The organism is Chloroflexus sp., assembly GCF_034432675.1.
Lineage (GTDB): Bacteria > Chloroflexota > Chloroflexia > Chloroflexales > Chloroflexaceae > Chloroflexus.
Genome location: NZ_DAOUBI010000207.1, coordinates 1 through 12,930, shown reverse-complemented (window position 1 = coordinate 12,930; position 12,930 = coordinate 1). Strand labels below are relative to the sequence as shown.

Below are 12,930 nucleotides of genomic sequence, written 5' to 3'. Positions count from 1 at the left end.
GAACCTAGGTCCACGCACCCGACCGATGATGACCCCCGGCAACCAGATACGGTTGCTGGGGGTTGTTTGTTTGGTACACGTCTTGTTTCATGTCAAGTCTTGCTCAACGGTGTGCGTCATTCCAGAGACATATCCATACTGAAGTGCCGGCGGGTGTGCCACCAGCGACACGCCGGTGGATTGTTGTCGGCGTGGAAGGAAGCGGCTTGTAATACGGTTATCCTATCGCTGTAAGTTCGAGCGTGTGACGTACCACTGGGTACGCAATTCAAGGGGCAAGTACTGGTAGTATTTGTCCAATTCACTTAATGTTTGCTTATCGCCGATCCATGCCAGGGCTTCGATGGCCTTTCGTTGCAGGTAAACAGGTTGATCGCTATTATTTGGTAGGTCGAGCTGAAATGTACCCAATGCGAAATGTGGTAAAGCCTGCCGCCAAAGCGCAATCTCTTCAATGAGCTGCTTAACCGTAAGAGGCTCGTGACCATCAGCGAGAGCAATTGGGTGGTTTGCGGCAGTGTTACCAATCCAGGCCAGTGACTGTAGTGCGCGGGCTTTGACATTTTGACGGGGATTAGTAATGAGTAGTGAGATAAGCCACTCAATAACGACCGGCTGATTGATACGTAAGCGACCGGCAAGATAGGCTATCTGTTGGGCTGCCGGATCGGGCATGCTAGATTTGCGACGAATCAAGGTAACAATGAGTGGCACAACATACTCCGGGTCAAAAAGTGTCAGCGCGTCAGCTGCCGCCCACATCGTGTCGATCCAGTCGTCGCTAATTCTGGTGGCAGTCGTATCTGATGGTGCAGTAATAACACGTAGGAGAAAGCGTGCATCACATAATTGTTGTGCTGGAGTTGTACTGACATCGGCCAGCGCGAAGGCTGCGATTGCCCGTTCAGAGGGCAGGGGTGATACGCTAATATGACGCCGCAAGTCATTGCGGCCTTGATCGCCTCTCAACCAGCAATCCATTAACTCGATTAAAGGCCGATCATCACGCAATTGGTTAATTGAAATCTTAGTTCGATCAAAACCTTCAGTAGATTTTGCATCGCCTGCCCTGCGATTAAACTGCGGGAGGTAAAGATCGCGCAATGCACGAGCAGCAGCAATGCGGATGTTTGTATACTCGTAGCGTAAACCGCTACTTGTCTGGCGTACTTTGTCAACCAATATACGACGTAATTGCTGATGAACCTGGGGGTAATTGAGCTTTCCCAGTGATCTAACCAGGGTTTCGCGTCGTGTAACATCAGGTTCGCGTTGTTCATCAAGTTGCAAGAGACACGTATCAATCAACTCGTTACGCAATCTGGCCGATAGTTTTTCCAGTTTGGATGGTGGCAAAACCTCTAAACAGCGGGCAGCAAGGACAGCTATACGGTTATTGCCGGCGCGAAGCGAGTTTGCAATATACTGAAGTAATTCTTCTGGTTTATCCAGGAAACTGATTAATGCGTACAGGACATCCTCCCACCAGCGTTGTAGACTCACATCTGCACAAAGCGCAATAATATCAAGTAAACGCTGGTTGCGATCTGGGCTTGTATAGAGCGCCTGTGCTGCACAATATGCAGCAACAGCTTGATTTGTAAAATTGATAGCGTGTTGCCCGGTTATCGTGAGTAGTTGTGTATTGCTCAGTTGGCGAAAAAGGTCTTCTAAGCTGTAATCGCGATTGCCTCGTACCTGGGCAAACAGTGTGAAAACCTCGTTGATTGAAAGGTATTCTTTCATCTGCCAGTATAACTGCCATGCGATGCTGTGGAGACTTGTCCGGGCAATATTGCCCATCTGGTAACGAGTATCGAGATTACGCAGTTCCTGATCAAGAAAACCTTCAATAATTTGGTGGTAAGAGATATTTTGTTGAACGTCAGTTGTGAGACGTTCGTAAATAAGTGTGAGCATCTGTGGATCACTGGCAAGGTGCTGCAAGCGATTTTCGCGGATTCGTTCGATGATGCGTCGTGCATCGCGATGCTTACGTTGTCGAATGTGTAAGGTGATACTCTCTTCATCGAGTGGCTGGAGAATTAAGAGTTTGATATTCTGATCAAAAGTTTGTGAGATAAATGTCTGTGGTGCAGCGACTATAAAGCTCTGATCGGGCAGATACTGGCGAAGGGTTTGCAGGTCGCGCAACAATTCCTGCCAATACGCTTCTGGTACCTGATCCAGATCATCAAGGAGAAAAGCCAGTCGAGGTCGTTTGTGAGGGCCGCTGGCTCTACCTTGAAAGAGATCGTGAACATGATTAGCGAAAGCGGGGTGTTGGCGGTTAAGTTGTTCGACAATATGATCGCGTAGTCGCAAGTCGCCACGTGTCTGCTCGTAACCGGTAAGTGAGACAAGGACGCCAACGGGTGTTTCGATATCGAGCAGGGCGTCACGTGCTAAATCGTGGCAGACACGTCGCAGAATGGTTGTCTGACCCGATTGACGGTTGCCGGTGAGAACCATGCATTCGCCACTGCCGGTGCGGACAACCGACTTGATGTTTTCCAATAATGTGTCACGAGCTGATCTGCTCTGCAGAGGGTTTTCAGGGCGATGTTGCATCAGGTGGCTGTATTGATCGGCGGGGACAGAAATGCATTCGACGTCGATATATTCAGTGCCGGCCCACCGCTGTATGTTGTCCTGTTGTAAGAGCCACTCAATGTATCTGAGGAGTTCACTGGGTTGGAAGAGACGCCCGCTCGCCAGCCGCGTATACAAAACCGGTGTACTCCAATGAATGCTGTCGGTACGATAGATACGACGGCGAGCTGTGGTGACGGCCAGATCAACGATGCCGTTGCGCAGTAGCATTTCCGTCAGATGTTGAGTAAATGTGCGCGCCAGCTCAATAGCGACCAGTCGTTGCATGGCCAGCACGGCGGGAATGCCGCTTTCTGCAATCAGGCGTGCAGCTAAGTTGCTAAGCGGGGCATGTAGATCAACAGTTGCACTGTTACAGGCGATGAGGGCGATCATTGCCGGCTTGTGTGTGGCCGGTAATTGGGTGAGAAGCCTGATAAGCTCTTCACCATCGAAGAGCCGACCTCGCTGCTGTGGGCCGTGTTCAAGCAGGAGGCGAGTACCCCGCTCTGGAAGAAACAGGGCATGACCAAAGTAGAGAACCACATCGTAACCCCGTGCTTCCTCGGTCTGAAGTGAGCCGCGTTCAAGGGCAAGGCGAAGTTCGGCCTCTTCAGCACGGGGTAAGATGTCGAACTTTAACTGGCCGGTATCAACAAATGGGCGAAAGCGTTGCCGAAAATCGCGTTCGGTTGCCGGGCGATCAAATGGCGATAATTGCCAGCGATCAAGATCAGTCGGTTCGCTGAGGATGAGCAGTAAGCGAATCGGATGATGATCAATTGGTTCAAAAAGGGCAAATTGTTCACTGTCGATATACCGTGAGAAGAGGATTTGATCGCTCGTGGTCAGGGGGATGAGCTGGCTTTGATTGTCGGTTGCAGGGAAGTGTAAGAGTTCCCAGGGGATGGCCTGTAGTTCGGCATCCTGCGGATCGAGAGCAAGGCGTAGCCGGAGTGGTTGCTGTTGCTGCGCGGCGGTACGCTGTGAGACGCGAAACTGGTGGCTCAGTCGCGTCGGAAAGAGGCGGCGGAAGAGTTCCTGACCGTAGCGAGTGATGTCGGCAGGGTTGTTTGGTTCGGGAGGGGTAAGGTCAAATTGTACTTCTTCTTCTGAGACGATGCGACGACCATCACTATATTCAACTTCAATAATGTGTTTGTTTGAGGGTATGGCACCTCGTCTCTGCCGTCGTGGACGAATCAGGATGTTCATATTGCTTACTCTCTCAACTTAACCATTGTTGCTGTATAGTGTAGCACAGGAGCTGCCTGAGTAAGCGGTGGTATATTGTACGTCAACATATTTAGCAGTTTGTGAGAATGATAGTAACCGGCATGATATACTGTGATTGTGCTAAATATCACAGTACCGGAAGAGGGATGGCATGAGCAAAATCATCGCACCAGAGTGTGAATGGTCGCATCTCCTGGCACAATTACGATCTGTTGTACCAGAGGCCTTTAACAGTGAAGGGCACGTTCTCAATTTGATCGAGGGAATGTGGGGCTGGCCGGGGCATGGTAAGCATTACAGTACGCCCATTGATGGCACGGAATTGGGCCGCATGCCTATGATTGACCTCGAAACGGCGAAGCGGGCTGTGCGCTTTGCTGCTCGTGAACATGAGACCTGGGCCCGAACTGATCTTGATGAGCGGCGGCGGCGGGTGCAGGAGACAGTCGATGGCTTACGCCAGCACCGCGATCTGATCGCATATCTGCTGATGTGGGAGATTGGCAAGCCATACCATCTGGCGTGTGATGATGTTGATCGCTGTCTTGATGGTGTCGAATGGTATGTTGATCAGATCGAATGGATGCTGAGTAACCGCCAGCCGCTCGGTTTGATATCGAATATTGCCTCGTGGAACTACCCGTACTCGGTGTTAGTCCACGCGGTGTTGGTGCAGACGCTGGCCGGTAATGCCGTCATTGCCAAAACCCCTTCGGATGGTGGCTTGTTCGCGTTAACGCTAGGTTTTGCGATTGCCCGTCGGGCTGGCCTGCCTGTCTCGCTGGTCAGTGGATCGGGTGGTGCGCTCAGCGATGCTCTGGTACGGAATGCCGATGTAGCGTGTCTGGCGTTTGTAGGCGGGAAAACTAACGGACGTGATATTGCTGCGTCGCTCTACGACCGCAACAAACGCTACATGCTGGAGATGGAAGGGGTGAACTGCTACGGCATCTGGGATTTCTCTGATTGGGCGAGTCTGGCTCAGCAGATTAAAAAGGGCTTCGCTTATGGTAAACAGCGGTGTACGGCCTACATCCGTTATGTTGTTCAGCGCCGCCTCTTTCCCAAGTTCCTGGATGTGTATTTGCCGGTTCTGAAGAGCTTGCAGATCGGCAATCCGGTACTGGTTGATCGGGCTGGTGATCCGTTGCCACGGCTCGATTTTGGCCCCCTCATCAATGCGAGGAAGGTTGAAGAGCTACGTGTGCTCTACAGCGAGGCGCTGGGTGCCGGTGCGGTTTGTCTGTACGAAGGCGAATTGAACCTAGAGCTGTTTCTACCCGATCAGGACATTTCAGCCTATATGGCGCCGATTGCGTTGTTGAATGTGCCACGGAATTGCCGCCTGCACCACAACGAACCGTTTGGCCCGATTGATACGATTGTGATTGTTGATAGTATCGAGGAGCTGATCAGCGAGATGAATATCTCGAACGGGAATCTGGTGTCCTCGATTGCGACCGATGATCTCAGGTTGGGCCAGATGATTGCAAGTGAGTTGCGTGCATTCAAGGTCGGCATCAACCGTATGCGCTCGCGTGGTGATCGCGATGAGGTGTTTGGCGGGATGGGCGCATCCTGGAAGGGTTGTTTTGTGGGTGGTAAGTATCTGGTTGAAGCAGTGACAGTCGGCGAGCCGGGAGAGCGGTTGTACGGTAATTTTCCCGATTACACGCTGCTGCCAGAGCAACGGTAACGAGAGGACGGACAGACGCGGGATATGCTGATAACACTTGCTGAACCGGCTACAGATCAACCGGTGGTGAAGCCGCTACAACCTGCCATCGAGATACACGGGGTTACCAAGTGCTACCGTACCCGCACGGGCGATGTGCAGGCGTTGGCCGGCATTGATGTGGTGGTGGCGGCCGGTGAAGTGGTTGCCCTGGTTGGGCCAAGCGGATGTGGCAAGAGCACGTTGCTACGAATTGTAGCCGGTTTGGAACAACCCGATACTGGCGATGTGCGTTTGTTTGGTCTCGCACCTGTGCAGGCACGGCGTGATCATCGCTTTGGGATTGCCTTTCAGGCGGCGGCACTGCTGGAGTGGCGTGATGCAGCAGCGAATGTAGCCTTACCGCTTGAGCTGGCCGGGTGGCCGCCTGCGGCGCGAGCCGAGCGGGTAGCTGCGTTGTTGGCGCGAATGGGATTGAGCGATGCAGCAGGGCGATTGCCGCGTCAGTTGTCGGGTGGTATGCAACAGCGGGTGGCGCTGGCCCGTGCGCTGGCGCTTGCGCCACCCGTGCTGTTGCTTGATGAACCGTTTAGTGCGCTCGATGAACTTACCCGTGAGCAGTTGCAAGCTGAGCTGCTCGATCTGCTGGCTACTATCGAACCGCGCCCGGCGGTGCTGCTGGTGACCCATAATCTTGTCGAAGCGGTATTACTGGCTGACCGGGTAGTAGTTTTGAGTCGGCGACCGGCACGGATGTTGGCGGAAGTTGTCGTTGATCTGCCCCATCCGCGACGGGCTGACGCGCGAGATGATGAACAGCTTCATCGGCTGGTTGCCAGGTTGCGGACGGTGCTGCGGCGCGATCAGGATGAGGTGATGGGGAGCGAGGAGTAGGGAGTAGAATGCATTATCGCCCCTCTCCTAACCTCCCCCCGCTGGGGCTATGCATTACCCACATGTCACGCTGCGTTAGTGGGCTGCAAGCGTTCCCCGTGGAGACATCCCATCCACCGCCGGTAGGTACTGGCCGTGGCTGCTGGTGCACAGGCATGAACTTATTGCAACAACACGTCTACACGCAGTGATCGCATGCATGTCTGACCGACTCGATGATCGGCACGAGCACATTCAGCACCCCCGTGACCAGGATGGGGAACGGTAAGCCACGCGCCGGATCGTGAGTACGGCTGGCGCGGCAGCATGGCTGCCGCACTCCGCACCGCGCGACACGCGCATAATGCGCGGGCAAGACAATCCATCCAGCGCGTGATGGAACGACTGGAGCTGCACTCTGCCAACAGGTTTGAAACAGGACATGCTGTCGTTGGCGATTGGCAAGCGTTCGTGAGCCTCGGTGACAGTCTGCGAGCACGATCGTACAGCTTTATGAAGTAAGTTCTAACATTGTTCGTCGTGGATGTGGTAGGTGAACCGTGACCATCCGTCCCCGCAGTAATGATTCGTGGGGAACACCGGCATGTAACGGAGGGGCGGGTTCGGGATGGGCGGGTTTAGAACCCGGGCGGGTTTAGAACCAGCCCCTACAGTGGACGGTGCATGTGACCGTTCACATTGCCATACAGGGGATGTATCGAATGCAGGGGGAAAAGGGTTGTGCATTGTATATTTCAGATTTGACATCACACGAAATAGATGCGGTGTAGTGCGGGGCGCATCCTTCAGACCATTGACAATGAGTGTGATCGGTGCGGAAGTCTGGCTTGCGCTCTCTGAACTGGTGTGGATGGGGATCGCTGAGCGTGTAAGTGACATCATTCCGGTAGGGTACTCTTGGTATGACAAAGCGTCTGATCAGTACCGCTGATCGCTTACCGAGATGCGTAAGAGCAGGCCGATAATCAGGAAGTTCACCACAATCGACGAACCGCCGTATGAGATAAATGGCAATGTAATACCGGTTAGTGGGATCAGGCGTAAATTGCCGCCTAGAATGATAAATGCCTGTACGGCAATGATTGAGGTAAGCCCTACAACCAGCAGTTGCTCGAATCCGCGAAAACGACCCGGAATAGCTAATGCCAGGTGATAACCGCGAAAAATGAGGAGCATGTATGCGATCAGCACGGCCAGTGTCCCGGCTAGCCCTAGTTCCTCACCAATTGCCACGAAGATAAAATCGGTATGCACCGCTGGCACATACTCTGGCACACCGCGCCCCAGACCTGCCCCGAAGATGCCGCCAGACGCCAGCGCGTAAATCGCCTGGACGATCTGATATCCTTGAGCACTGGCCCAGGGGTCAAGCCAGACCGATACTCGTAAGCCAACGATGGGCAGCAGGCGGTACAGCAGATAGGCACCACCGGCAAATGCAGCTACTCCCACGACAACATACAGGCCGCGTCCGGTGGCGACGTAGAGCATCGTGAGGAAGACGCCGAACAACAGGAGTGCTGCGCCGAGATCACGTTGGAAGACGATGGTCAACATCGCGATAGCCCACATACCGACCAGTGGTGCCAGGTAGGGGAGCGGTGGTAAGGTAAACGGCCCGATCCGGTAGTTCGACTGCACGACTTCACGGTACTCGTTGAGGTACGAGGCCATGAAGATGACCAGAATGATCTTGAGCAGTTCCGACGGCTGGAAGTAGAAGAAGCCGAGATTGAACCAGACCCGTACTCCGCTGTTATTGGGGTCAACGCCGAAGACAAAGGTAGCCAGGATGAGCGCCAATCCGAGCATCAGCCAGAGGTAGCGATAGTGATCGAGTACGTCAGTGAATGAGAGACGGAATAACCGGATGCAGAGATGATCGAGAGGAGTAAAAAGGATGGTTGCCATGATCAGCGTGCCCAGCGTTACCCACAGGGTTTGCCTGGCAGCAATCCCTTCGTAACAAGGGAACCGCTCACCAGCCGGGTTGCTACAAATGTAGATCTGATTGAGACCTGGCTCAAGTCGTGCCGTCATCATCAGGCTCAGCCCGGCCAGCAAGGCCACTAACGGCAGTATCACCTGGTCAGCTGTTGGGCTGCGCCATGAAAGGCCTAACGAAATGGCGAGAAACAGCAAGAGAGGGAGGCTTGATGGCCAGAGAATGCTGACCAATCCCTCAACTGTTGTCTGCAATTCACTTTGGCCGGTAGCAACAACGACTAACAAATAGCCGGCAGCAAAAAAGAGCAGCACGGTAACGAGCAGTTGCAATTCTACCATGCGTAGCTGGCGGAGGCGGGCAAAGGTTACACGGAGTGATGCCATAGTGTGTCTCCGTGGGAGAATACTGGTCATCGTGATCGCGAGAGTTTATCCAAAAAACCGGCTATGCAGGTAGCGGTGTCACCTTTGTGCCTATCGCGTGGTTGTGACGGAGACTATTTGGGTAGCTTCCTGCTGCGGATACTCTCACCATTCTGTGTCAGGTATTATAGCAGGCATTGCAGCCATTAGATGCAGTGAGCTGCGCTGAATGAAGGTTTTCTTACCCTTCACAAAGGACACACTGCTTGGAAGTGCGAAAGCACAGCTTCCGCACTTCATGCAACGCAGGATGTGAATAGACGAACATGCTAGGCGATTCTTCAACAACATATGATGTTTAATGAATCGATGTCGATTATATCGGCCAGTGCGGTTCGCGTTCGCAATGGTAGCCGGCCTGTTCGAGAGAATTGATCACCATCTGAGCGTGCTCTTCATCACGGACCTCAAGGATGAGTTCAACGCCGGCACGGTCGATTGGCACTCGCCACATACCGCGACGGTGGAAGAGATCCATGATGCTGGCACCGGTCGAGGCAACGTGATTGACCAGGCCGGCCAGGCCGCCTGGACGATCATCGACGCTGGTGCGGAGCAAGAGATAGCGTCCCTGGCGAACCAGAGCATACTCGATCACCCGCATCAGCAGATTCGCGTCGATATTGCCTCCGCAGAGGATCGTCGCCGTTACCTGGTGTGGTTGTACCGGCACCTTACCACTGAGTAGGGCAGCAACACCTGCGGCGCCGGCCCCCTCGACAACTAGACGACTGTATTGCAACACGTGCGCGATTGCCATCACAATCTCTTCGTCATCAACGGTGACAACGTCATCAACCAGGGCCTGGATCATCGGCAGGGTGAGTTCGCCAGGGCGTTTCACGGCAATACCATCAGCAATCGTATGCGCAGTCGGTACCGTCACCGGATGACCGGCGGCGAGCGAGGCCGGCACCGGCGCACAGCCGGCAGCCTGAACGCCGACGATGCGCACGTGCGGCAACAATGTCTTCACGGCCAAGGCAATACCGCTGATCAGGCCACCACCGCCGATTGGTACAACCAATTGATGTAAATCGGGCAGGGCTTCAACCAGTTCCAGACCAATCGTTCCCTGACCTGCAATCACCCGCGGATGATCGAAGGCATGAACGTAGGTTAAGCCACGTTCTTCTTTGAGAGCGTGTGCGTAGGCCATCGCATCATCGAAGGTGGCCCCGTGCAGAATGACCTCGGCGCCCAACCGGCGGGTTGCCACCACCTTGGTCAATGGGGCACGTTCAGGCATCACAATTGTTGCTTTTACCCCCAGTAACTGGGCTGCCTGCGCGACACCCTGAGCGTGATTCCCGGCAGATGGTGCGATCACGCCGCGTTGTTTCTCTGCAGGTGACAGATGAATAATGGTGTTGTATGCACCACGAATCTTAAATGAACCACTCTGCTGGGTATTTTCAGCCTTGTAAAAAATTGATCCACTTAGTTCAGCACTCAGGCGGGTTGCCGGCAATATCGGGGTAGGCAGAATAATATCCCGCAACGCCCGCCGTGCGGCCTGAATATCGGCCAGTTCAATAGCGAATCGGCTCATGGAACGTCATTGCTCCCTGGACTAATGGCCTGCATTGGCCTAATCTTCACCGGTGATAAGTTCCTGGGCATTGGCGGCACGGGCAGCCAGGATGCGGAAACGCATAGCCGTCTCGCGGTCGCGAACCTGCTCGGCTGCCTTCATCAACACACCGATAGCCAGTTGCAGCCGCCGCAGTTCTTCGCGATCACCGGCCAGTTGCAACCGCGCAATTTCTTGTTCGCAGTATTGCGCTATTTGATCCACGGTGAGCATCGTCTTCCTCCTCTGGCACGGTCGCCAATTCCTTGTCAATATTCGTCGTTATTGTACCATTCTTGCTCTACAATGAAACAAATGCGTTGCAATGAAAGGAGAGCTCGGTCATGCCGATGACAATAGCTGAATTGACAGACGCAATTAATCGGTTTGTGACAGATAAGGGATGGTATGCGCCTGATAGTATTTTCCCACAGACACCACGCAATATTGCGATTTCGGTGGCGGTCGAAGCGGCGGAGCTACTCGAACATTTCCAGTTTCGTGACGAACCACGTGATCGGGAAGCACTGGCCGGTGAGCTGGCCGATGTGGCTAATTACCTCTTCCAGTTGGCTTACCTGCTTGACATTGATCTTGAACAGGCCATTCTGACCAAACTGGCCGAGAATTACGGTCGCACGTGGGAAGGGTAGGGGGTTAGTTGTACTCACCTTCACAAAACTGTAACTACCTCGTAACGCAGAGTGTTATACTGCTAAGCATCAATATTTTTGAGACCGTGTTCGTCAGATTCAGCGCAGAAATTGGAGAAACGCACATGGATCGTGCCGCACAGATCAAACAGATTTCCGACAGTTGGAACACACCGCGTTTTGCCGGCATCGTGCGCCCATACACGCCAGAGGATGTGTATCGTCTGCGGGGTTCGGTGCAGATTGAATACACCCTGGCCCGGATAGGTGCCGAGCGCTTGTGGAACCTCTTGCACACCGAGCCGTATATCAATGCCCTGGGTGCCTTAACCGGCAATCAGGCAATGCAGCAGGTTAAAGCTGGTCTGAAGGCCATCTACCTGAGTGGCTGGCAGGTAGCCGCAGATGCCAATCTGGCGGGGCAGATGTATCCCGATCAGAGCCTCTATCCGGCAAATTCAGGTCCCCAACTGGTACGCAACATCAACAATGCTCTCCGTCGTGCCGACCAGATCTATCACAGCGAAGGGCGAAATGATATTTACTGGTTTGCCCCGATTGTGGCCGATGCAGAAGCCGGCTTTGGCGGCCCGCTTAACGTCTTCGAGATTATGAAGGCGTATATTGAGGCTGGAGCGGCAGGTGTGCACTTCGAGGATCAACTCGCCTCTGAGAAGAAGTGTGGTCATATGGGCGGGAAGGTGTTGATTCCCACCCAGGCTGCGATCCGCAATCTGGTGGCAGCTCGTCTGGCGGCCGATGTGATGGGGGTACCGACGATCATTGTGGCGCGCACCGATGCGAATGCGGCTACGTTGCTCACCAGTGATGTTGATGAGCGGGATCGGCCCTTCTGCACCGGCGAGCGCACCAGCGAGGGCTTCTACCGGGTACGGGCCGGCCTTGATCAGGCGATTGCCCGTGGCCTGGCCTATGCCCCCTACGCCGATCTGATCTGGTGCGAAACGAGCGAACCAAATCTCGAAGAGGCACGCCGCTTTGCCGAGGCTATTCATGCCCAATTCCCCGGCAAGTTGCTAGCCTACAACTGTTCGCCATCGTTCAACTGGAAGAAGAAGCTGGACGATGCGACGATTGCGGCCTTCCAGCGCGAATTGGGTGCCATGGGCTACAAGTTCCAATTCGTGACCCTGGCCGGCTTCCACGCGCTGAACTACAGCATGTTTGAACTGGCGCACAACTATCGTGATCGGGGGATGGCGGCCTACAGCGAATTGCAACAGGCGGAATTTGCGGCAGAAGCCTACGGTTACACGGCGACCCGTCACCAGCGTGAGGTTGGAACCGGTTACTTCGATGAGGTGGCGCAGGTGATTGCCGGTGGCGAGATCAGCACAACGGCATTGACCGGCAGTACTGAGGAAGAGCAGTTCCACTAGCGGTAGCGGATTAATACCCGATCAACAGCTTCTGACGTGAGTATCCATCCAGGGGGCAACCATCTGATTGCCCCCTGGATGTTTTGTCCGTTGTGTGCAGCTCTGGTGGGACGCATATCGCATCTTGACTGTCACTGTGCATCACTCAGGTTGTGAAATCCGTGCAGGAGTGCTCTGTCAGGTGTGCGACCGGCGAGATGCTGGTGGATTGTTGTCGGCGTAGCAATAGAGGCACGGCATGCCGTGCTCCTTCGGGTGGATTGTTGTCGGCGTGGTCGGAGAAGGGGCACGGCATGCCGTGCCCCTACTATCGCGACGAGAATACACATCATCTCCGTGACCAGCAGGATCAGCGGTGTAACATGCGCCGGATCGTCAGGACGGCTGGTGCGGCAGCCATGCTGCCGCACGCCAAACGACGCGACACGGGTAATGGTGGTCGGCAACGGTATCTACACTGAAACGTGATCCCACTGGGCGCAGAGCTGCGGGGTAACCGCTGCGATCTCCACGTGATCGCGAGCACGGCTGGCGCGG

At 54.3% G+C, this 12,930-nt stretch carries 8 protein-coding genes; 4 read left to right on the top strand and 4 right to left on the bottom strand.

Annotation, left to right across the window (positions count from 1 at the left end):
• Positions 1-222: 222 nt before the first annotated feature.
• On the bottom strand, positions 223-3,807 hold the full coding sequence (locus VAE55_RS15765; protein ID WP_322816690.1) for a CHAT domain-containing protein: 3,585 nt from the start codon (positions 3,805-3,807) through the stop codon (positions 223-225).
• 172 nt (positions 3,808-3,979) lie between these two features.
• Here VAE55_RS15765 and VAE55_RS15760 point away from each other — a divergent pair, with 172 nt between their 5' ends.
• The gene (locus VAE55_RS15760; protein WP_322816689.1) at positions 3,980-5,524 is read left to right on the top strand and encodes an aldehyde dehydrogenase family protein; all 1,545 of its coding nucleotides are present in this window, start codon (positions 3,980-3,982) and stop codon (positions 5,522-5,524) included.
• A 24-nt stretch (positions 5,525-5,548) separates the two neighbouring features.
• Positions 5,549-6,397 (top strand): ABC transporter ATP-binding protein, encoded by an 849-nt coding sequence (locus VAE55_RS15755; RefSeq protein WP_322816688.1) that lies wholly within the window; start codon positions 5,549-5,551, stop codon positions 6,395-6,397.
• Positions 6,398-7,315: 918 nt separating this feature from the next.
• On the opposite strand, the gene VAE55_RS15750 is transcribed toward VAE55_RS15755, so the two are convergent.
• The 3 genes from VAE55_RS15750 to VAE55_RS15740 form a co-directional block, all read right to left on the bottom strand.
• Entirely contained in the window at positions 7,316-8,728 is a 1,413-nt protein-coding gene (locus VAE55_RS15750) for an FtsW/RodA/SpoVE family cell cycle protein (RefSeq protein WP_322816687.1), read from the bottom strand.
• A gap of 355 nt (positions 8,729-9,083) precedes the next feature.
• A complete protein-coding gene (gene ilvA / locus VAE55_RS15745; protein WP_322816686.1) occupies positions 9,084-10,319 on the bottom strand; it encodes a threonine ammonia-lyase in 1,236 nt (411 codons plus the stop codon).
• Between the two features lie 39 nt (positions 10,320-10,358).
• Entirely contained in the window at positions 10,359-10,574 is a 216-nt protein-coding gene (locus VAE55_RS15740; protein ID WP_322816685.1) for a hypothetical protein, read from the bottom strand.
• 110 nt (positions 10,575-10,684) lie between these two features.
• Here VAE55_RS15740 and VAE55_RS15735 point away from each other — a divergent pair, with 110 nt between their 5' ends.
• Both VAE55_RS15735 and aceA read left to right on the top strand, forming a co-directional pair.
• Positions 10,685-10,993 (top strand): nucleotide pyrophosphohydrolase, encoded by a 309-nt coding sequence (locus tag VAE55_RS15735; protein WP_012259720.1) that lies wholly within the window; start codon positions 10,685-10,687, stop codon positions 10,991-10,993.
• Positions 10,994-11,118: 125 nt separating this feature from the next.
• The gene (gene aceA / locus VAE55_RS15730) at positions 11,119-12,393 is read left to right on the top strand and encodes an isocitrate lyase (protein WP_322816684.1); all 1,275 of its coding nucleotides are present in this window, start codon (positions 11,119-11,121) and stop codon (positions 12,391-12,393) included.
• Positions 12,394-12,930 lie beyond the last annotated feature (537 nt).